At 32.4% G+C, this 21266-nt stretch carries 20 protein-coding genes; 16 read left to right on the top strand and 4 right to left on the bottom strand.

The window, feature by feature from the left end:
* Window positions 1–62 precede the first annotated feature (62 nt).
* From VDP25_RS07185 to VDP25_RS07160, 6 genes are all read left to right on the top strand, one after another.
* Window positions 63–1655, top strand: a complete 1593-nt coding sequence (locus VDP25_RS07185; RefSeq protein ID WP_334468255.1) for a SulP family inorganic anion transporter — start codon at window positions 63–65, stop codon at window positions 1653–1655.
* Between the two features lie 5 nt (window positions 1656–1660).
* Window positions 1661–2461, top strand: a complete 801-nt coding sequence (locus VDP25_RS07180) for a universal stress protein (protein ID WP_334468253.1) — start codon at window positions 1661–1663, stop codon at window positions 2459–2461.
* Window positions 2462–2471: 10 nt separating this feature from the next.
* On the top strand, window positions 2472–3125 hold the full coding sequence (locus tag VDP25_RS07175; protein WP_334468401.1) for a carbonic anhydrase family protein: 654 nt from the start codon (window positions 2472–2474) through the stop codon (window positions 3123–3125).
* Window positions 3126–3137: 12 nt separating this feature from the next.
* Window positions 3138–3806 carry a DUF2490 domain-containing protein gene (locus tag VDP25_RS07170; RefSeq protein ID WP_418636484.1) on the top strand — a complete coding sequence of 223 codons (669 nt, stop codon included), beginning with the start codon at window positions 3138–3140 and terminating at the stop codon, window positions 3804–3806.
* A gap of 68 nt (window positions 3807–3874) precedes the next feature.
* Complete coding sequence (locus tag VDP25_RS07165; RefSeq protein ID WP_334468251.1) at window positions 3875–5737, top strand: SulP family inorganic anion transporter; 1863 nt, start codon at window positions 3875–3877, stop codon at window positions 5735–5737.
* Between the two features lie 11 nt (window positions 5738–5748).
* Window positions 5749–6375, top strand: coding sequence for a carbonic anhydrase (locus tag VDP25_RS07160; protein WP_334468249.1), 627 nt, complete (start codon window positions 5749–5751; stop codon window positions 6373–6375).
* A 30-nt stretch (window positions 6376–6405) separates the two neighbouring features.
* On the opposite strand, the gene VDP25_RS07155 is transcribed toward VDP25_RS07160, so the two are convergent.
* The gene (locus VDP25_RS07155; RefSeq protein WP_334468247.1) at window positions 6406–6918 is read right to left on the bottom strand and encodes a CvpA family protein; all 513 of its coding nucleotides are present in this window, start codon (window positions 6916–6918) and stop codon (window positions 6406–6408) included.
* 186 nt (window positions 6919–7104) lie between these two features.
* Between VDP25_RS07155 and VDP25_RS07150 the strand changes: the two genes are divergently transcribed.
* The 9 genes from VDP25_RS07150 to VDP25_RS07110 all read left to right on the top strand — a co-directional run bounded on the left by VDP25_RS07150 (window position 7105) and on the right by VDP25_RS07110 (window position 16515).
* Complete coding sequence (locus VDP25_RS07150; protein ID WP_334468245.1) at window positions 7105–7461, top strand: hypothetical protein; 357 nt, start codon at window positions 7105–7107, stop codon at window positions 7459–7461.
* 67 nt (window positions 7462–7528) lie between these two features.
* Window positions 7529–7963, top strand: coding sequence for a lipocalin family protein (locus VDP25_RS07145; protein WP_334468243.1), 435 nt, complete (start codon window positions 7529–7531; stop codon window positions 7961–7963).
* Window positions 7964–8075: 112 nt separating this feature from the next.
* The gene (gene pheS / locus VDP25_RS07140; protein ID WP_334468241.1) at window positions 8076–9095 is read left to right on the top strand and encodes a phenylalanine--tRNA ligase subunit alpha; all 1020 of its coding nucleotides are present in this window, start codon (window positions 8076–8078) and stop codon (window positions 9093–9095) included.
* Window positions 9096–9264: 169 nt separating this feature from the next.
* Window positions 9265–9768: a GbsR/MarR family transcriptional regulator gene (locus tag VDP25_RS07135; protein WP_334468239.1), complete on the top strand. Its 504-nt coding sequence runs from the start codon at window positions 9265–9267 to the stop codon at window positions 9766–9768.
* Between the two features lie 13 nt (window positions 9769–9781).
* Window positions 9782–10912, top strand: a complete 1131-nt coding sequence (locus VDP25_RS07130; RefSeq protein ID WP_334468237.1) for an efflux RND transporter periplasmic adaptor subunit — start codon at window positions 9782–9784, stop codon at window positions 10910–10912.
* 22 nt (window positions 10913–10934) lie between these two features.
* On the top strand, window positions 10935–14072 hold the full coding sequence (locus tag VDP25_RS07125; RefSeq protein ID WP_334468235.1) for an efflux RND transporter permease subunit: 3138 nt from the start codon (window positions 10935–10937) through the stop codon (window positions 14070–14072).
* A gap of 4 nt (window positions 14073–14076) precedes the next feature.
* Complete coding sequence (locus VDP25_RS07120; RefSeq protein ID WP_334468233.1) at window positions 14077–15495, top strand: efflux transporter outer membrane subunit; 1419 nt, start codon at window positions 14077–14079, stop codon at window positions 15493–15495.
* A gap of 13 nt (window positions 15496–15508) precedes the next feature.
* A complete protein-coding gene (locus VDP25_RS07115; RefSeq protein ID WP_334468231.1) occupies window positions 15509–16102 on the top strand; it encodes a TetR/AcrR family transcriptional regulator in 594 nt (197 codons plus the stop codon).
* Window positions 16103–16119: 17 nt separating this feature from the next.
* Window positions 16120–16515, top strand: a complete 396-nt coding sequence (locus VDP25_RS07110) for a hypothetical protein (protein ID WP_334468229.1) — start codon at window positions 16120–16122, stop codon at window positions 16513–16515.
* A 247-nt stretch (window positions 16516–16762) separates the two neighbouring features.
* Here VDP25_RS07110 and VDP25_RS07105 read toward each other — a convergent pair whose 3' ends face one another.
* Window positions 16763–17764: an NAD(P)H-dependent glycerol-3-phosphate dehydrogenase gene (locus VDP25_RS07105; protein WP_334468227.1), complete on the bottom strand. Its 1002-nt coding sequence runs from the start codon at window positions 17762–17764 to the stop codon at window positions 16763–16765.
* 212 nt (window positions 17765–17976) lie between these two features.
* Between VDP25_RS07105 and VDP25_RS07100 the strand changes: the two genes are divergently transcribed.
* Entirely contained in the window at window positions 17977–18924 is a 948-nt protein-coding gene (locus tag VDP25_RS07100) for a nicotinic acid mononucleotide adenyltransferase (protein ID WP_334468224.1), read from the top strand.
* A gap of 255 nt (window positions 18925–19179) precedes the next feature.
* Here VDP25_RS07100 and VDP25_RS07095 read toward each other — a convergent pair whose 3' ends face one another.
* Together VDP25_RS07095 and VDP25_RS07090 are read right to left on the bottom strand one after the other, a co-directional pair.
* Window positions 19180–20481, bottom strand: a complete 1302-nt coding sequence (locus tag VDP25_RS07095) for a TlpA family protein disulfide reductase (RefSeq protein WP_334468222.1) — start codon at window positions 20479–20481, stop codon at window positions 19180–19182.
* Window positions 20482–20516: 35 nt separating this feature from the next.
* A complete protein-coding gene (locus VDP25_RS07090; RefSeq protein WP_334468220.1) occupies window positions 20517–21230 on the bottom strand; it encodes a class I SAM-dependent methyltransferase in 714 nt (237 codons plus the stop codon).
* Window positions 21231–21266: the final 36 nt, after the last annotated feature.

The following is a 21266-nucleotide window of genomic DNA, read 5'->3' as shown; positions in this document are numbered from 1 at the left end:
CCCTAAAAAAAGTATTAAAATAACTATTGAAATCTCTTCAATAGACAAAATCATTATATCAAATGTTTAAAACATTAAAAAACGACTTGCCTGCAAGTGTCGTTGTATTTTTTGTGGCATTACCTCTATGTTTAGGTATTGCTTTAGCCAGTGGAGCACCTCTTTTCTCTGGTTTAATTGCCGGAATTATTGGAGGAGTTGTAGTAGGAGCCTTAAGTGGTTCTAAGATTGGAGTTAGTGGGCCGGCAGCTGGTTTGGCAGCTATTGTGTTAACAGCCATAGGTACTTTAGGTGGTTATGAAAATTTTTTAGTAGCCGTTGTTTTAGGAGGAATAATTCAATTGATTTTTGGCGTTTTAAAAGCCGGAATTATTGGATATTATTTCCCGTCGTCTGTTATTAAAGGGATGCTTACTGGTATCGGAATCATCATTATTTTAAAACAAATCCCTAACTTTTTTGGCTATGATGAAGAATCTGCTTGGGATTTAGAGTTTTTTGAAATTGATGGCGGTAACACATTCTCGGAGTTAATAACAATGTTAAGTAACATACATCCAGGAGCGGCTTTAATAGGTATTATTAGCTTATTGCTTTTAATACTTTGGGATCAAGTATTAAGCAAAAAAGGGAAAATATTCGAAATTATTCAAGGCCCTTTTGTTGTTGTAGTTTTAGGTATACTATTCTATACCTTTACACAAGGTACAGGAGTATTGTCTATTGGCGATACTCACATGGTAAGTGTTCCAATTCCTGAAGATTTAAGTTCATTTCTTGGACAGTTTAGTTTTCCTAACTTTTCTGCAATTACAAATCCAGAAGTTTGGATTGTTGCCTTTACTATTGCTTTGGTAGCCAGTTTAGAGACCTTACTGTGTGTTGAGGCATCCGATAAAATAGATCCAGACAAAAACGTTACACCTACAAATAGAGAGTTATTAGCACAAGGAACAGGTAATATCATTTCTGGTTTAATAGGAGGTTTACCTATTACTCAAGTTATTGTAAGAAGTTCTGCAAATATCCAATCGGGTGGAAAAAGTAAAATGTCTACCATCTTACATGGATTCTTACTTTTAATTTCTGTGATTTTAATTCCAACATTATTGAATAAGATTCCTTTATCAGTGTTAGCAGCAATTTTATTGATTGTAGGTTATAAACTGGCAAAACCATCATTATTTAAGAAAATGTACAGTTTAGGTTGGAAGCAATCTATCCCATTCTTTGTAACTGTAGTAGGAATTGTTTTTACAGATTTATTAGTTGGTATTGGTCTAGGTTTAGCTGTTGGTATTGTTGTAATCCTATTAAAAAGTTACCAAAACTCTCACTTCTTACATATCGAAGATAATAGTAACGGAAAACATAAAATTAAGATGGCACTTGCCGAAGAAGTAACCTTCTTTAATAAAGGTGCGATTTTAAAAGAATTAGATAGCTTACCAAGAGACACCTATTTAGAATTTGATGTTACAAAGACAAGATATCTAGATTATGATATTATTGAAATTCTTGAAGACTTTGCCTTTAAAGCAAAAGAGAGAAATATAGATATTAAATTGATTTCTAAACGTGGAGTTGTTGAAAATCCACCGAGTTTTATTGAGTTCTTTCAATTAAGACCTAAGTCTAAAATAAGTTTAAGTTAGAAATTATGAAACATAGTAAATATAAAATACTAGTGCTTTCAGATTTAAACAAAACGGCGAGTACAACGTTAAAGAGTAGTGTGAGTTTAGCACAAATGATTGATGCAGATATCGAATTATTTCATGTTAAAAAATATATCGATATTGTAAATAGAGAAAACCAACTCTCTGCAATTAGAACTCTAAATGACGAGCAGATTACGACAAAAAAGAAAATTGAAGCTTTAATTGATCCTATATCAAAAGCGTATAATGTAAGCATCAATTACAATTATGCATTTGGAAATATTAAAGAAGAAATCAGTAATCATATTGAAAATTCTAAGCCAGATATTATTGTTTTAGGGCAGCGCGATTCTAATCCGCTTCAACTAATTGGAGATAGTATTACACGTTTTATTTTAAAAACGTTTAAAGGTGTAATTATGATTTCATCTAATGAAAACGCATTAGTGCCTAATGAAAAAATGGCATTAGGAGTTTTTAATGATTCTAATAAAATTTTTAATACTGAATTCTCAAAAGATTTAATAACACACACAAAGGCACCATTAAAATCCTTCAAAATTATAAATAGCCAAAAAGAAACTGAAAAATCAGCTACTGTAAAGGAAGAAAAAATCATAGAGTATGTATTTGAGCAAAATGCAGAAGTTATGAACACACTGTCTTCATATTTATTAAAAAACAATATTAATTTATTGTGTGTTGATAGAGCAGAAGAGAAAACAAAAAATACAAGTGAAGCCTCATTACGAGAAGTGGTGAGTAAGTTAAATGTTTCATTATTAGTTTCTGAAGCATAGTTAAATAACAATAAAATTAAACGAAAAAAGCATTATGAAAGCACATACAAAAGAAACCCAAGCAACAATGACACCTGAAAAGTCATTGCAATATTTAAAAGAAGGCAACCAAAGATTTCAAAATAATCTAAAAGCTAACCGAAATCTTTTAGAACAAGTTAACGATACAAGCGAAGGGCAATTTCCGTTCGCTACAATTTTAAGTTGTATCGATTCTAGAGTGTCAGCTGAGTTAGTATTTGACCAAGGATTAGGTGATATTTTTAGTGTAAGAATTGCAGGTAATATTGTAAATGAAGACATTTTAGGGAGTATGGAATTTGCATGTAAGTTAGCAGGAACAGAGCTTATTGTTGTTTTAGGACATACAAGTTGTGGTGCTGTAAAAGGAGCTTGTGACCATGCTGAAATGGGAAATTTAACCAAGTTAGTTCAGAAAATAACACCAGCAGTAAATGCCGTTACAGAGCCTAAAGACGAAAGTTTAAGAACGTCTAAAAACTTAGATTTTGTAGATAATGTATCGCACATGAATGTACAGTTAATGATTGATAGAATTCATGCCGAAAGCCCAATTCTTACAGAAATGGAGAAAAACGGAGAGATTAAAATCATTGGTGCAATGTATGATGTCAATACAGGAGAAGTAAAGTTTGATGAATAGGAAACGCATAATATGTTAAAGAAAATGAATATGGTAGCTCTAACGTTTTTGTTGGCGCTACCATTTTTTACGTTTGCACAAGACAGTAATTTTGGGAATTGGCTTATTTATATTGGAAATAAGAAATTAGATTCCAAATGGAATATCCATAATGAAGTGCAATACAGAAGCTATAATATTATTGATGATTTAGAGCAATTACTTATAAGAACAGGTGTTGGCTATAATTTATCTGATAATAATGATAATATTTTATTAGGATATGGTTATATCTTGTCAGAAAATTACATAGATGATACTGGTGACAAAACCTCTGTAAATGAGCATCGAATTTTTCAGCAATTCACAACGAAACAAAAGGTTGGTAAAGTGGGTTTAAGTCATCGTTATAGATTTGAGCAGCGATTTGTTGAAGACGATTTTAAAATGCGTTTTAGATATTTTTTAGGTGTAAAAATACCGCTTCAATATAAAGAAGAAGCTAAGAACCCTTTATACGTATCCTTGTATAATGAAATCTTTTTAAATACAAAGTCTTCTGTTTTTGATAGAAACCGCGTATTTGGTGGTATTGGTTATACATTTTCGGATAATTTAAGACTAGAACTAGGGTATATGAATCAGTTTTTTGAAGCCTTTGGAAGGGATCAAATAAATATTATTGCTTTTGTTAATTTCTAACAAAACTTTGTGCAAGGGTTTCGGTTTAAGTAAAAATTAGACTATTTTAATCCAATAATTAATTAACTATGAAGAAACTATTTTCAAATATTAAGGGTGATGCATTTGGTGGCATTACAGCAGGAATTGTTGCTTTGCCATTGGCTTTAGCATTTGGAGTGTCTTCAGGTTTAGGTCCAGAAGCAGGTTTATACGGAGCCATATTTATAAGTTTCTTTGCCGCTCTTTTCGGTGGTACTGCAACGCAAATTTCCGGTCCAACAGCACCAATGACGGCTGTGAGTATGGTCATTATTGCTGGTATTGTGGCAGCCAATGATGGTAGTGTAGAAAAAGCATTACCTGCAATATTAACGGTATTTCTCTTAGCAGGTCTTATACAAATTGGACTGGGATTTTTAGGCTTGGGAAAATATATAAGATACATTCCTTATCCCGTAGTTTCTGGGTTTATGACGGCCATCGGAGTCATTATTTTATTGACCCAAATACTGCCTTCAATTGGGTATTACCCAAAAGAAGATGCAGAGTTTGTAGCACAATTTAAGCCTCAAGCAGAAGAGGTTATACTAGAAAATATTTTAAAAGAAGAAGCTGGTGAAGGTATTTTGGTACTTGAAAATTTTAAAGAAACTATTGACCGTGCACAGCAGATTACACCAGAACAAATTTTAAATGAATCACAAACATTAGCTGCTAAAGAGGCGTCTGGTACTGTTGGAGCTATTAAAGTATTGCCTAGAGCATTAAAGCATATTAATTGGTTAGAACTTATGTTGGCTTTAGGAACAATTATTATAATCTATGGTTTTAAACGTATTACAACTGCCATACCAAGTACTCTGGTAGCTTTAGTTGTGGTTTCGGGAATTGCTTATGGATTTAATTTAGGTTATCGTCCTATTTCAGAAATCCCAGGAGGTATTCCAATTCCTAGATTAGAAATGTTCACTAATTTTAACTTAGGAAGCATTACTCCATACATTTTTACAGCGCTTACCTTATCCTTATTGGGTGCCATAGATTCTCTATTAACTAGTGTCGTTGCTGATAATATGACCAAAACCAAACACAAACCTAATAAAGAGTTAGTTGGTCAGGGTATTGGTAATAGTATCGCGGCTGTTTTTGGAGGAATTCCAGGAGCAGGTGCAACCATTAGAACGGTTGTTAATATTAATGCAGGAGGAAAAACCAAGTTATCTGGTATGATTGCAGGTATAATGTTATTATTAATAATGTTGGCATTGAGTGATGTGGCATCAAAAATTCCTGCTGCTGTTTTAGCCGGAATATTAATAACAGTAGGTATTGGTGTTATGGACTATAGAGGTCTTAAAGCAATTCCAAGTTTACCAAGAGATATCAAATTAGGACCTGTAAGATTAAGTTCTGAAGTCTTAATTATGCTAGTCGTATTACTTTTATCTACATTTTGGGATTTAATTTATGCTGTAGGTATTGGTTTGGTTATTGCATCGCTTATGTTTATGAAAAAAATAGGAGATCTAACAGCAGAACGCAGCGATGTTAAATCACTAAAAGAAGAAGCTTGGGATGACGAAGGTAATTTCCCTTCAGCATTAAAAGAAGAGGTTTTTATTAAGCATCTTAAAGGTCCTTTATTCTTTGGGTCTACAAGTGATTTTCAGGCTTTAACTGAGCAAATTCCCAACACGGCAAAAACCGTTATTTTAAGGTTAGGTCGTATGCAATATATGGATCAATCTGGTCTGTATGCTATGGAAGATATGCTTCAAGATTTATCAAAAAGGAATATTCAAGTGTTGTTTGTAGGGCTCTTAAAGCAGCCAAGATATATGATGGAGCGTATTGATATCATTCCAAATTTAATTTCTAAAGACCATATATTTAAGGAGTTTGATAGTTGTTTAAATTGGATAAAAAGTAATGTAAAAGATGAATTTTAATAGGTGTACATATGGACTTAAATAATGTATTTAAAAATAATGAAAAGTGGATTAAAGATAAACTTGCCGTTAACTCTAATTATTTTGAAGACTTAGGTAAAGGACAAAATCCAGAATTATTATATATCGGTTGTTCAGATAGTAGAGTCACCGCCGAAGATTTAATGGGATTAGGTCCTGGTGATGTTTTTGTACATAGAAATATCGCAAATATGGTTGTTGGTACAGATGCCAATGCTATGTCTGTGGTTAACTATGCGGTTACACATTTAAAGGTAAATCATGTGGTGGTTTGTGGGCATTATGCTTGTGGTGGAGTTAAAGCAGCTATGCAATCGGCAGATTTAGGTGTTTTAAATGGATGGCTAAGAAATATAAGAGACGTCTATAGAATGCATCATGATGAACTAAATGCGATTGCATCTGAAGAAAAAAAATACGATCGTTTGGTAGAGCTCAATGTGAAAGAACAGTGCGTCAATTTAATTAAAACAGCAGCCGTACAAAAAGCGTATAGAGATAGAGGTTTAAAAGTTCACGGATGGGTGTTTGATGTGCATACAGGAAAACTCATTGATTTAAAAATAGACTTTGAAAAGTATCTCAAGGATATTATGGAAATCTATCATTTAGATTAATACAATAAAGCCACTTGAAAGCGTAGTTTTTTATACGTCTTCTTCAGTGTTTTCTTCTGATTCGCTTTTAATAATAGTTGGAAAAATCATGGGTGCTAACGATTTTACAGGTTCGTAAAGCATACTTTTTTCTAAATCTTCTTTTTGCATAAACGGCAATGTATTATTCATTTTATGAAAGACACCCAAGAGTACACTAAGGATTAATCCAATTTTAAGTGCACCAAAAACGGCTCCTGCCAATTTATTAATAATACCTAAAGCGGCAAAATCTGCCAGTTTTGTTAATGCTTTTCCTGCTAATCCTATTGCTAAGACAATTACAACAAAAGTAATAGCAAAGGCTACAATGTTAATGGTTTTCTCATTCCAATCTACCTTAGCTTCTAAAAAACCAGAAGCAAAATAGCTAAAGTGAATGGCGCCATAAACACCCAAAACTAGAGCAACTAAAGAGGCGACTTCTACAAAAAGACCTTTAAATAAGCCACGTACAAATCCAAATAGTAAAAGGGCAGCCAAAATAATATCAATAATACTCATACAACTAGCGGTTTAAACAAAAGTACATGAATTTTGCCATTTTAATATAATAACGCAAATGAAGATGCTTTAGTTTCTTAACTTTGAAAACTTAAAGAATTTGAACTCGAAAGAGGAATTCGAAATTTTGAAATAAAAAAAGAATTTTAATAATTAATAAGATTCCCTTTTTCATGGGAAGTGAGCATGGCAAGAGACGAACAATTAAAGGAACGATGGGATTTGGTGGTAGAAAAACTCTCTAACCAATTTGCCGATGGAGATAGATTGGATCTCGATTCTATAATATACCTTATTGGTGTACAAGAATTAGGACAATTACACAGAGAGTATAAAAAGGATCAAAAACTCGATTTAATGCATATCGCTATTTGTAAGGTTTTAGAGCCTTATGGTTTTTATGAATTCGATTATGTAGATGATGATGGTTGGCCTCATTACAAGGTATTAGCACAGTTACCTCATTTAAAAGCCGGTGAGCAAAGTATATTGATGAAAGAAGCGATTGTGAATTATTTTTTAGAAACTGAATATATAAAATAAGTCTCCACTAGGTTCTTGTTAATAAATTGTTCATTTTAGCATTTAACCTTTTAATCTAAATTTACTTATGAAAAAAATGATTTTATTTTTAAGTGTTTTTGCACTTGTGTTTACATCTTGTAGTAGTGATAATGATGATGACGCTCCTATAGACCCGTTAGTTGGGACATGGAAATATTATAAGTTTTTCGAAAATGGAGTTGAACAAACTGTATCTGATTGTGAGAGCGAAGAAACTTTTGTTTTTAATTCAGATGGAACATTTGAATACAGCTATTTTGAAGAAGATACAGATGGTAATTGCGAATTAGAAGAATTTATTTCATCAACTTGGTCAAACGATGGAGATGGATTTTATACGCAATATATAGAAGGTGATGTAGCTACACAAGAATTGATTTTTGAGGACAATACGTTCTATTTCGAAGATTTTTACGATAATGGAACCCCTGATGATACGTCAGATGATATAACGTATAAAGACGTTTTTATCAGGCAATAAGTATTTTTTATAAAATAGATAAAAAACGCCTTCAATTTGAAGGCGTTTTTTTTGTATAAAATCGTTAAATTTGCGCTCTCAATATGAGATACTGAATTAAATTCAGCATAAAATGATAGACAAGATAAAAGAACTTATAGCAGAAGCAGAAGCTTTTAAAGCGCAATCTAAAGAAGAAGTTGAAGCTTTTAGAATTAAATATTTAGGCTCAAAAGGACACTTAAAGGCATTTTATGGCGAATTAAAAAATGTGGCGAATGACCAGAAAAGAGAATTCGGCCAAATCATAAATGAGCTTAAAAATACAGCAGAAGCCAAAGTAAATAACCTAAAAGAAGCTTTAGAAAGTCAAGAAGAGGACATAGGTATTTACGGAGATTTGTCAAGACCAGGTGAACCAATTGCTATTGGTGCGCGTCATCCTATTTCTATTGTTAAAAATGAGATTATTGATATCTTTTCGCGTATAGGTTTTAACGTTAGTGAAGGCCCTGAAATTGAAGACGATTGGCATAACTTTACGGCTTTAAATTTACCAGAATACCATCCAGCAAGAGATATGCAGGATACCTTCTTTATTCAAACCGATCCCGATATTTTATTACGTACACATACCAGTTCTGTACAAGTACGTTATATGGAAAATAACCAACCACCAATTAGGACTATTTCTCCTGGTAGAGTTTATAGAAATGAAGCAATTTCGGCACGCTCACATTGTTTTTTCCACCAAGTAGAAGGCTTGTACATTGATAAAGATGTGAGTTTTGCAGATTTAAAGCAAACCTTACAATATTTTACTACTGAAATGTTCGGAAAATCTAAGATTAGATTACGTCCATCATACTTTCCATTTACAGAGCCAAGTGCAGAAGTTGATGTGTATTGGGGACTTGAAACCGAAACCGATTATAAAATTACTAAAGGTACAGGTTGGTTAGAAATTATGGGTTGTGGTATGGTAGATCCTAATGTTTTAGATAATTGTGGCATCGATTCTAAAGTGTATTCAGGTTTTGCCTTCGGAATGGGAATAGACAGAATAGCAATGTTACTTAACCAAATTAGTGATATTCGTTTGTTAAGTGAAAACGATGTGCGTTTCTTAGAGCAGTTTAAATCTGCTTTATAAGCGTCTCTAAATATATTTTTAAGCCGACTGTTAACAGTCGGCTTTTTTATTTAACAACAATTTAACTTCGTTTAGTTCGGTTTGTTCCGAACTGATGGTATATATTTGCATAGAATTTTACTGTACATGATTATTTTATGGTTATAAAGCAGTAATAAAAGCATGCATAATGAAAGAAAATATATGTCAAAAAAAAATGAATTTAGTTGAAAAACTAGGTGTTCATTTAGAGGCTAGAGAGCAATTAGCACCTGTTGCTGCGCGTATTTTGTCTTACATAATACTTACGGGTAAAAGAGGGTCTACTTTTGAAGACATGGTTAGTGTACTTTGTGCAAGTAAAAGTACAATTTCAACACATCTTAACCATTTACAAGATTTAAATAAAATTGAATATTTCACTAAGACTGGTGATCGTAAAAAGTATTTTATTATAAATAAAAATACAATTATTCAACATGTAGATAGTATGATAAGTCATTGGGATCAGGAGCGTGAAATTCATTTAGAAATTAAAGCGTATAAAGAATCTGAAAACAATAAAAACATTAAAAACGAAGATGAAAAATTCGATTTAACTTTTCATAATGACTATATAAAGTTTATAGATGAAGCCACCTTATCAGTTAAAGAATTAAGAGAAAAATTGACAAATAACCAATTCCATATTTAAACAAAACCAAAAAATGAGAAAGAATAGATTATATACATTACTAACATTGAGTTTAGTTTTAGTTGTTTTAAGTTGTGGTAACAGCGAAGAAAACAAGCCTGTTGCAGAAGCACCTCCAGCACCTTTTCCTGTAACACAAATACAGAATAAAACGGTCATAGGGTACACAGATTATCCTGCAACTATTGAAGGTGTTGTAAATAGTGATGTAAGAGCTAAGACATCTGGATATATTGAGAAAGTATACGTTGATGAAGGACAGAAAGTACGAAAAGGACAAGCATTATTTAAATTAGAAACACAGTCTTTAAGTCAAGATGCAGGAGCAGCAAAAGCTCGTGTTAATGTGGCACAAGTAGAGGTTAATAAATTGATTCCTTTGGTAGAAAAGAACATTATTAGTCCTGTACAATTAGAAACAGCAAAAGCTAATTTAGCACAAGCAAAGGCTAATTATAGTGGTGTTACGGCAAATATTGGATACGCAACTATAAAAAGTCCTATAGATGGTTATGTAGGTTCTATTAATTTTAGAGAAGGGGCATTAATTAGTCCAAATGATGTAACTCCATTAACTACAGTAAGTGAGATTGACCAAGTATATGCTTTTTTTAGTTTTAACGAAGCACAATATATTGATCATTTGCAACGATCAGAAGGGAAAACAAAAGAAGAACGAATTAAAAATTCGCCAGATTTAAGTTTGATTTTAGCTAACGGAAAAGAATATTCCGAAAAAGGACGTATTCAAACCAGTACAGGTCAAATTAATCAAAATACAGGAACTATAAAAATTAGAGCAGCTTTTGATAACCCTAACGAAATTTTAACCAATGGAAATAGTGGAAAAATAAGATTTCCTATTGAATATAAAGATGCTATAGTTGTGCCACAAACAGCTACTTTTGAGCAGCAAGGAAACGTTATGATTTTTAAACTAGGTAAAGACAACAAAATTGAAACGACTATCATAAAAATAAAAGGATCTGTAGATAACTTGTATGTGGTAGAGTCTGGTATTGATGCAAATGATAAAATTGTAGTATCAGGTGTTGGAAAATTAAGAAATGGTATGAAAATATCACCTCAAGACATACCTTTTGAAGAGGCTATTAAACCCGTAGCAACTTTATTTAAAAACTAATTAACCTCAAAAAATAGTAGTCATGTTAAAAACATTTATTGAAAGACCAGTGCTTTCAACAGTAATCTCTATTATTATAGTTTTGCTTGGGGTTATTAGTATCACAAGCTTACCTATTGAAGAGTATCCAGATATTGCACCACCAACAATTAAGGTGACGGCAAATTATACAGGAGCAAATGCAGAAACCGTTCTAGAGAGTGTAATTATACCTATAGAAGAACAAATTAACGGAGTAGAGGGTATGACGTATATTACCTCTACAGCATCAAATACCGGAGCTGCAGAAATTACAGTGTATTTCAACCAGGAAATTGATGCAGATATTGCCGCTGTAAACGTGCAAAACCGTGTGGCTAGAGCCAACCCATTATTACCTCAAGAGGTAATACAAACAGGTGTTACTACACAGAAGCAAGAAACGAGTGCATTAATGTTTATTTCTATGTATTCTGAAAGTGAAAATTATGACGCTACGTTCATTCAGAATTACTTAAAAATTAATGTTATTCCTGCCATGCAACGTATTAGTGGTGTAGGTGATGTTAGTGTATTCTCACAACAAGATTACGCCATGCGTATTTGGTTAAATCCTGAAAAATTAGCATCATATAATTTAATTCCTTCAGATATTTCTGCAGCTTTAGCAGAACAAAATTTAGAAGCAGCAGCAGGATCATTAGGTCAGAATAACGGAGAATCTTTTTCTTATACACTAACTTATAGTGGTCGTTTTAAAGATGAGGCGCAATACAGCGATATTGTAATAAAAGCTTTAGGTAATGGCGAATTTTTAAGATTAAAAGATGTTGCAACTATTGAATTAGATGCACAGTCGTATTCATCTAATGCCATGAGTTTAGGACATCCAGCAGTTTTTATGGGTATTTTCCAAACTAAAGGATCAAATGCACAAGAAATTATAGAAAACATCAAAACGACTCTAGAGGATGTAAAAGCAGATCTTCCAGAAGGCTTAAATATTTTTGTACCATACGATACCAGTTTGTTTTTAAATGCATCTATAGATAAGGTGGTTACCACGTTGTTAGAAGCCTTTTTACTTGTGTTTTTAGTTGTATTTATCTTTTTACAAGATTTTAGATCTACTTTAATTCCTGCTATTGCAGTACCAGTTTCTATTATTGGTACCTTCTTTTTCTTAAATGTATTTGGGTATTCTATTAACTTATTAACGCTATTTGCATTAGTCCTCGCCATTGGTATTGTAGTAGATGATGCCATTGTAGTTGTAGAAGCGGTCCATGCTAAAATGGATGAAGGTGAACACAATCCTAAAAAAGCGACCTTAACTGCGATGAACGAAATTTCTGGTGCAATTATCTCAATTACTTTGGTAATGGCAGCCGTATTTATTCCTGTAACCTTTGTAACAGGACCAACAGGTGTGTTTTATGAGCAATTTGGTGTGACCTTAATTATTGCAATTCTTATTTCGGCAGTAAACGCCTTAACATTAAGTCCAGCATTATGTGCCTTGTTATTAAAAGAGCATAAAGACGATGAAGAATTAAAAGGGAAGAGCCCATTAAAACGTTTTTACACCTTATTTAATCGTGGATTTAATGCTACTGTAGAACGATACGGAAGATCACTTCAATTTTTATATAAAAGAAAATTTGTTTCTGTGCTACTTTTAGTAATTACAGGTATCGGAATTTACTGGGCATCTAATACAACGCCTACAGGATTTGTGCCTAATGAAGATAGAGGTATTATTTTTGCCAATATCGAATTACCACCAGGAGCATCGTTAGATAGAACAGATGCAGTTGCAAGAAAATTATACGAAAAAGTTGAAGGTATTGACGGCATTGTTGGTATTAACTTTATTAAAGGTCGAAGTTTAATTAGTGGTGCAGGTAGTAACTTTGGTTTTGGAATTATAAAACTTAAAGACTGGAGTGAACGTAAAGACGATGCACTCTCTGCACAAGCCATTACAGGAAGATTATTTGGTATCGCAGCGACTATTCCTGATGCAAATATCATTTTCTTCTCACCTCCAAGTATTCGTGGTTTTGGTAACTCAGCTGGATTTGAAATTAATTTATTAGATAAATTTGGTGGTGAATTCTCAGACTTAGATAAAGCTAAGAATGACTTTACAATGGCTTTAATGCAGCGTCCAGAAATTAAATATGCGACGTCATCATTTAACACTAATTATCCACAATATGAAATGGATGTTAATGTACCTTTAGCTAAAGAGAAAGGTGTTTCTGTAACAAGTATTTTTTCAACTTTACAAGGTTATATTGGTGGAATTTATGCGTCAGATTTTTCTAAATTCGGAAAACAATTTAGAGTATATATACAGGCTTTACCAGAAGACAGAGCAGATGAGAGTGCCTTAAATAGTATGTATGTGAGAACAGATTCTGGTGAAATGACGCCAATTACACAATTTGTAAACCTAAAACGTGTTTATGGCCCACAATCGGTAACACGATTCAATTTATTTAACTCTACATCAATAACAGGAGCAACTAACGACGGATTTAGTACTGGTGATGCTATTAGAGTTATTGAAGAAGAAGTTGCAAAACTACCAAGCAACTATACCGTGTCTTATTCAGGTTTAACACGAGAAGAGGTGAACGCAGGAAACCAAACGACATTTATATTTATACTAAGTATTCTGTTTGTGTATTTCTTGTTAAGTGCACAGTATGAAAGTTATTTGTTACCATTTGCAGTGGTATTATCCTTGCCGTTTGGTGTATTTGGTGCTTATATAAGCACAAAGTTCTTAGGCTTAGAAAACAATATTTATTTCCAAATCGCTTTAATTATGCTTATTGGATTACTCGCCAAAAATGCCATTCTTATTGTTGAGTTTGCATTACAGAGACGAAAAAATGGTGAGAGTATAGTAGAAGCAGCCATCAATGGAGCAAAAGCGCGTTTGCGTCCAATTTTAATGACCTCATTTGCCTTTATTTTAGGACTAATGCCATTAGTATTAGCAAATGGAGTTGGTGCAGAAGGAAACAATTCTATAGGTACAGGAGCAGCAGGAGGGATGCTTATAGGAACTATTTTAGGAGTCTTTGTAATTCCAATCCTATTTATATTATTTCAGTGGTTACAAGAAAAAGTTTCTAGTAAACCAGCAGTACAAACTATTGAAGAATAAGAAGATGAAATCAATTATAAAACATAGAAATTTCAGTAAAGTTACTTTGTTATTAATCGTTGCATTAACATTACAAAGTTGTTTTGTGGCTCAAGATTATGTGAGACCAGATTTAGAAACGGAAACCGAAGCGCTTTACAGAACAGAAAATTTATCAACAGATAGTCTATCTATTGCAGATATATCTTGGAAAAATTTATTTACAGATCAATATCTTCAACAATACATAGAAGAAGGTCTGCAAAATAATATGGATGTTCGTATAGCGTTACAACAAATCATAGCAGCCGAAGCTTATGCAAAGCAAGGTAAGGCAGGGTATTTACCAAGCGTTAGTGTGGGGGCAAATGCAACACATCAAGAATTGTCAGAAAATAGTCAGTTTGGGGCTTTGTTTAGTGGCGGAATTGATACCTATGATATAACAGCAAACCTATCTTGGGAGGCCGATATTTGGGGTAAAATAAGAAGTAATAAAAGAGCAACACAAGCGGCTTATTTACAGAGTGTGGCTGGGCATCAACTTGTGAAAACACAGTTGGTTTCTAGTATTGCTAATACCTATTACAATTTACTAGCTTTAGATGCTCAATTAGAAATAACAAAGCAAACTATTGCTACAAGAAAAAGTGGTGTTGAAACTATAAAAGCTTTAAAGGAGGCAGGACAAGTAACGCAGGTTGCAGTAGACCAAAATATTGCGCAATACAATAGTGCAAGAGCTCTACAAGTAGATATTGAAACGGCTATTTTTAAAACAGAAAACACACTGAGCATTTTACTTGGTAAAACAGCGCAAAATTTTGAAAGAAGTAGTTTAGATACTCAAAATATTGAACAAGAGATTGTATTGGGTGTACCAGCAACCTTGTTAAGTAATAGACCAGATGTTATGTCTGCGGAGTATGGATTAATTCAATCTTTTGAGCTAACCAATGTTGCTAAGAGTAACTTTTATCCATCTTTAAAATTAACAGCTTCAGGCGGATTTCAAAGTTTAGAATTGGATAAATTGCTGGATGCCAATTCATTATTTGCGACTGTGGTTGGCGGATTAACGCAACCTCTTTTTAATCAAAGGAAATTAAAAACGCAAAGAGAAGTTGCTATTGCGCAACAAGAACAGGCTTTACTTCAGTTTAAAAAGACCTTGTTAGTAGCAGGTAATGAAGTGTCTAATGCCTTGTTCTCTTATGAAGCTGAGACCAAAAAATTCGAGTTTAGAAAAAACGAAGTTGAAGCCCTAAGAACAGCAGAAGCAAACTCAGAAGAATTACTTAAAAATGGTTACGCTAACTATTTAGATTTATTAACAGCAAGACAAAGCGCCTTAAGTGCAGAACTTAATATTATAGATAGCAAATTACAACAATTGGTATCTATAGTAGATTTATATGAAGCACTTGGTGGTGGATGGAGATAATATAAATTAGGAGATGATTACTAAAGCAGAATTGTTAAAGCATTCTATCGCAAAGTTTACACAATGTGGCAGTAAACATGTCACTTTAGATGATTTAGCAGGCTCGCTTGGGATTTCTAAAAAAACCATTTATTCATTTTTTGAAAACAAAGAAGATCTAGTGAGCTCTAGTTTAGAAAGTTTAATAAATGAATATAAGGAAGATATAAATAGGGTGGTTAATAGCAATGGTAAAGATCCTATTTTGAGTGTTATATTAATTTACCAGAGAGGGTTTGAGTATTTAAAATACTTTAAGCCCTCTTTTCTTTATGGCATAGAAAAATATTACCCAAAAGCAAACAAGCTGTATAATGATTTTATTGAAGAATTAGCAAATGACATTGTTTTAGACTTATTAAATAAAGCTCAAGAATTAGGTGATATTAGAAAAGATATTAATATAGAATTAGTGGTGAAAATCTATTTTTTTAGAATTGATAATCTAATATTTAAAAAGAAGAATTTATTTGAATCTTATTCGGAGTCAGAGCTCTTTAAGCACATGGTCATTAATAATCTTAAAGGTATAATTACACCTTACTATTCTAATTCTTATTTTGAATAGTTTACTATTTTTGCGCTATGAAAAAAGATATCACAATTCCAGAAGTAAAAGACGTACACGTTGCTGTTGTACGAGAGCAACATATAGAATATAAGACACAAGACTGGAATGCCTATATCATTAACAATAGTGATGATGATTTAGAGACCGTTCTTATTGTGACCAGAGGTTATAATGATAAAAAAATAACACCTGTAATGCGTCACACCATTGCAAAACTGCCAGCAAGAAGTTACGCTAAAATTGAATACCTACAAGAAAAGGTTTTAGAACTGAATAATGAGTTTAAAATCACGTTTTTTGAAGGCAATCAAATGTTTGATAAAACATATCTTTTTAGAAAAAACACCATTAACGAAAAGGCTTTGCAGACCATTCCTTTGATGCAGTTGCGAGGTGTTTTGGTAAAGTAATAGAATTATAATGATGATTCAATTAGAAACTAAATAATCATTGTCTTAAACCAAATTCCGACAAAGTTGGAAGCAACGATTTTTTGGTTCGTTTTGCATCAAGGCAAAAATGAACGAATAAAAAAAATCAGATAGCCATAGCTAATAAAAAAGTTAGCTTTGAAATGACGGAAAACTTCGAGATTCTGTTAAAATTTTAAATTAATTGATTTACAGTTGATGAGATTCCTGCTTTCGCTGGAATTGTTTAATCCAGCTTATCAGTCAATTTCTGAAACACCTTCTTAGCATCTTTTCCTTCATATAAAATATCGTAAACGGCATTTATAATAGGAAGTTGTGTTTTTTTCTTATTCTTTTTATTTAAATCAAATGCACTTTTTGTGGCGTAATAACCTTCTGCAACCATGTTCATTTCCATTTGAGCAGATTTTACAGTGTAACCTTTACCAATCATATTGCCAAACATACGGTTTCGAGAAAAAATAGAATATCCCGTTACTAATAAATCGCCTAAATAAGCCGAATTATTAATGTTGCGTTTCATCTTGTGCATCTTTTTAATGAAGCGTTTCATTTCGCGAATAGAATTACTCATTAGTACACTCTGGAAATTATCGCCATAACCTAGTCCATGTGCAATTCCGGCAGCAATAGCGTAGATGTTTTTTAACATTACTGCATATTCAATTCCAATGATATCATCACTAATTTTTGTTTTAATATAATCGCTTGATAAATTATCGGCAATAGCTTGTGCTTTTTTAGAGTCGTCACAAGCAATTGTTAAGTAAGATAAACGCTCTAATGCTACTTCCTCTGCATGACAAGGACCAGCAATAACAGCAATATTTTCAAACGGAATATTATAAGCATCATGAAATTGTTCACCAACAAGCTTTCCTGTTTCTGGCATAATACCTTTTACAGCAGAAACGATAGTTTTTTTGCTAATATCAACAGTTAATTTCTCTAATTCGGCATGAATAAAAGCGGATGGAATAACAAAAACAAGCACATCTGCCCATTCTGCTATTTCGTTAATATCGTTGCTTAGTTTTAATTGCTCAGTTTTAAACTCAACCGAACTTAAATAACTAGGATTGTGTTGTTCTTTTAAAAGGTGTTCTTTAGCGTAAACACTTCGCATATACCAACCTATTTCATCTAAATTTTCGCAAAGCATTTTTACAATAGCAGTTGCCCAACTTCCGGCACCAAAAACAGCATATTTTGTTGTATCACTCATAGAGGTTAAATCAGTTTAGTATACCAAAGTTACGGAAAATTTATAGAATTATTCGAGCTAAAACCATGTTAACGCTTCCTTGTTTTAAGACCTTGAAGATGTGAAAATAACCAGAACAAATATGTTTTTTGTATGGTTTTAAATAGCGTCATAATATTTTTTTGGCACGTGTTTTGAAACGCTACAATTAATAACCTTAAAACCGTTAGATTATGAAGACTATAAAACTACTTTTCGGATTTGCATTTGTTGCAACATTATTTACATCGTGTTATGTAGAGGAAACGCATTATATAGATGAGCCACCAGTTTCACTAAATCAATTATTAAGTTCTTATGATTTGTGGTATGTAGATATTAATGCAACACAAGGTTATGGAGAAACACCATTTTTACAAATTGCATTTACAGTGTCGTTTAATAATGGTCGTATGTATGCAAACAATAATTTAGTTGGTATAGGAAGCCAAGGAAATGGCTATGGTGTTGAAATAGGAAGTTATGATGCCTACGATAGAGTTTTAGACGTTTACCATATTATTGATGGCTATGATAGTTTTGACGTTTATCAAGTAGATTATAATACGATTGAATTATACAACCCATTTAATGATACGTCGTATTTCTTAAACGGTTACCAGCGTGCTAACTTTGATTATGACTATGTGTTTTATGACAACATTCATTATTTCTTACAAGAATATACAGCTTGGGAAAAAACATACACAAGTAATTATGGAGTTTTAAATGATTTTGATAATGAGAATTACCTTCAGTTTTTATCTGGTGGAAATGACGATACATTTAGAAGTTCTCAAGACGTAAACGCTTACAATATTAATAACATTTATTGGGATTTTATAGGGAGTTATGGTGTAGGTAATGTGTCAGGAAATATGTACTTAAAAACATTAACATTAGATTATGATTTCTTTGACAATGAATTCTTTGAACTCAGCGTTATTAATGATAGTAAGATTGCGTTATACCATTCGAGTTCTGGTACTGTTTATGAATTTACAGGAAGAGGATATATACAATATTACAGAAATGCAAACGTAGAAGATGGTAAAGGGGCTAAACAGTCTGAAGAACTTAAAAAACGTAAGCAAAAAACAAAGAAAGTAGAGAATACTAGAGAAAACACAAGAAGCATATAAATAGACACTTAAATTATATGATAGAATTTAAATTTAGGTGGTCTAAGTGACCTCAAAAAAAGATAAAACCATAGAAATGAAACTAAATTTGGTTGGTTATTTAGTTTCAAAACGCTCAGATAAAACACTTGTTTTTCTGAGCGTTTTCTTTTTTAATTAGTTTGAAATTAATCAAGATTGTTAGCGTTTGTACCTCTTTGATTAATTATCCTATAAATAAGTGCTAATATGACTATAGTCTACTTTTTAATGTTTTTATAATTGCTTTAGTAAATTTTCTAGATCTTTAAGTTCATAAGGTTTCTCTGTAATAATTTTAGAAGAATCCAATAAAAAATACATTGGTGTTGCCGAAACTCCATAGGTTTTTACAACAGGATTATCCCATTTACCTAAACCAATTTGATGAATAAAATCGGGGTAGTTTTTAATTTCATTATTCCAGCTCTTTTTATCGTCTTCCAATCCAAAGGCAACAACTTTTAAGTTGGGTTTGTTGGCAACCATTTCTTTTACCTTTGGTAGTTCGCTTAAACAATGACTGCAAGTGCTACTCCAAAAAATAAGCAAATAATGTTCTGCACCTTTTAATTGATGTAAGTTGGTGTTTTTTCCGTTAGAGGTAATATCAAAATTAGGAGCTTTAGATCCAATAGAGGTGTTTTTAAAAGAAATAACCATGTCTAGTAAAACATTATTTTCTGTAGCCTTAGCTAGTTCTAACAAATAATTGGTAGTAATATAATTAGCAACTTCATGATTTTTTTGATCTACAAAATGCTTCCAAATCATTTCCAATAAACTTGTTTTAATAATTAAGTCATTGGTGTTTATAGCTGCTGCTACATCGTCAATATGCGCCTTATAAGTGGCGTTGCTTGGGTTTTCTACCATATTAAACACATAGGCCGTAACACGATCTATTAAAAATGATGAGCTTTGTAGTAGGTAATTGCTAAAATCAATCTGACTTAAATAGTGTTGCTTTAAGTTTTTTGAATAGGTGGAGATGTCTTCATATTCCGTAGGAATATAAGGTCTGTTTGCGATAATAAAACTAGACACTAATTTACCTTGAGCCAATTCTTCATAGCCTGTTTGTGTATCTTTTAAGGTTTTAAAAATAGCTTTAAAACCTTTTTTATCTGAGTTTTCTTTAGCGAAGTAATTGCTTATGGTTTGGTTAACCATATCAATGCTTTTAAGATAAGAGTTCCAAAGTTTGTTTTCTTCCGATTCTGTAAAGCTTACACCATTTTCTTGACTAAAATTAAAGGAGATATTTTCTTTTCCATCGTAGATAAAATCGAAATTGTTTTCTTCTGGCGGAATCGCATATACAATTTTATAAATACCAGGTTTTGCGGTAGAGTCTAATTGGATTTCAAAATTACCTGTACGGTCAAGCTGTCCTCTGTCGACGTAATTAGCACTTTCTGGCGTAGCTTGGTATAAAAAGGCATAGCTAAAATCTTCGGCAGGTGAAAATGTGCCTTTTACACTTTGAGCTTGACATATTAAAGGTAAAACCAAAAATAGGATTAATAATTTTTTCATGATATTGTATGTTTTGTAAAACTGTTTGCTAATTGTTATTTTATTTTTTTGCCTTTTATGCCACTTGCGCAACCGTAAAAATAATTGATATATTCGACTTCAAAATTATCTCTTTTAAAAATTTGAAAAGCATTGTTTGAATTGCCAAAAGCTTCCGTATAAATACCTAACATTTTATAAGTTTCAGGACTGCCTAAAAAAAGCCTTCCTAAAAGCGGAATGACATTTTTTAAGTAAAACAGATAAAAAAACTTCAAAATATTATTTTTTGGAACAGACACATCAATTAAGGAAAACGTTCCATTTGGTTTTAATAGCCTGTCAATTTCATTTGCTAAAGCATTTAGTTGTTCTGCATTAAACGTTTTTAGTCCAAACCCTGAAATAATATAATCTGCAGATTCGTTTTCTATTGAATTATGAAAAACATCCTCTTTTAAAATTGTAATTTTAGAATGTGGAAATTTTAGTTTGTTTTTCTCTGCTTGTTTTATCATTTCAGATGAAAAATCTAAAGCAATAAGCTGTGAATTTATAGTGTTCTTATTGAGTACGTGCTTCCAGCATTCGCCCATACCAGTCATTAAATCCACAATCACTTTTTTGTCTTCAATATGTAGTTCTTCAACACATTGTTTTCGCCAACGTTCGCTAAATCCAAATGAAGTGATGTAATTCATATAAGCATACGACCCCGACATTTTATCAAACAGATTTTCGACGAATTTTGGTTCGTAAATTTCTTTCATGCTTAAGCCTTATTTACAAAAATGCTAACCACTGAA

Origin of the sequence: Winogradskyella sp. ECml5-4, from assembly GCF_036903175.1 — a bacterium.
GTDB lineage: Bacteria > Bacteroidota > Bacteroidia > Flavobacteriales > Flavobacteriaceae > Winogradskyella > Winogradskyella damuponensis.
The sequence above is the reverse complement of the archived record's forward strand: the minus strand, read 5'-3'. Positions and strand labels throughout refer to the sequence as shown.

Coding starts and splice junctions, on each gene's coding strand:
- VDP25_RS07185 (WP_334468255.1), top strand. CDS start 63: ATGTTTAAAACATTAAAAAACGACTTGCCTGCAAGTGTCGTTGTATTT.
- VDP25_RS07180 (WP_334468253.1), top strand. CDS start 1,661: ATGAAACATAGTAAATATAAAATACTAGTGCTTTCAGATTTAAACAAA.
- VDP25_RS07170 (WP_418636484.1), top strand. CDS start 3,138: ATGTTAAAGAAAATGAATATGGTAGCTCTAACGTTTTTGTTGGCGCTA.
- VDP25_RS07165 (WP_334468251.1), top strand. CDS start 3,875: ATGAAGAAACTATTTTCAAATATTAAGGGTGATGCATTTGGTGGCATT.
- VDP25_RS07160 (WP_334468249.1), top strand. CDS start 5,749: ATGGACTTAAATAATGTATTTAAAAATAATGAAAAGTGGATTAAAGAT.
- VDP25_RS07155 (WP_334468247.1), bottom strand. CDS start 6,918: ATGAGTATTATTGATATTATTTTGGCTGCCCTTTTACTATTTGGATTT.
- VDP25_RS07150 (WP_334468245.1), top strand. CDS start 7,105: ATGGCAAGAGACGAACAATTAAAGGAACGATGGGATTTGGTGGTAGAA.
- VDP25_RS07145 (WP_334468243.1), top strand. CDS start 7,529: ATGAAAAAAATGATTTTATTTTTAAGTGTTTTTGCACTTGTGTTTACA.
- pheS (WP_334468241.1), top strand. CDS start 8,076: ATGATAGACAAGATAAAAGAACTTATAGCAGAAGCAGAAGCTTTTAAA.
- VDP25_RS07135 (WP_334468239.1), top strand. CDS start 9,265: ATGAAAGAAAATATATGTCAAAAAAAAATGAATTTAGTTGAAAAACTA.
- VDP25_RS07130 (WP_334468237.1), top strand. CDS start 9,782: ATGAGAAAGAATAGATTATATACATTACTAACATTGAGTTTAGTTTTA.
- VDP25_RS07125 (WP_334468235.1), top strand. CDS start 10,935: ATGTTAAAAACATTTATTGAAAGACCAGTGCTTTCAACAGTAATCTCT.
- VDP25_RS07120 (WP_334468233.1), top strand. CDS start 14,077: ATGAAATCAATTATAAAACATAGAAATTTCAGTAAAGTTACTTTGTTA.
- VDP25_RS07115 (WP_334468231.1), top strand. CDS start 15,509: ATGATTACTAAAGCAGAATTGTTAAAGCATTCTATCGCAAAGTTTACA.
- VDP25_RS07110 (WP_334468229.1), top strand. CDS start 16,120: ATGAAAAAAGATATCACAATTCCAGAAGTAAAAGACGTACACGTTGCT.
- VDP25_RS07105 (WP_334468227.1), bottom strand. CDS start 17,764: ATGAGTGATACAACAAAATATGCTGTTTTTGGTGCCGGAAGTTGGGCA.
- VDP25_RS07100 (WP_334468224.1), top strand. CDS start 17,977: ATGAAGACTATAAAACTACTTTTCGGATTTGCATTTGTTGCAACATTA.
- VDP25_RS07095 (WP_334468222.1), bottom strand. CDS start 20,481: ATGAAAAAATTATTAATCCTATTTTTGGTTTTACCTTTAATATGTCAA.
- VDP25_RS07090 (WP_334468220.1), bottom strand. CDS start 21,230: ATGAAAGAAATTTACGAACCAAAATTCGTCGAAAATCTGTTTGATAAA.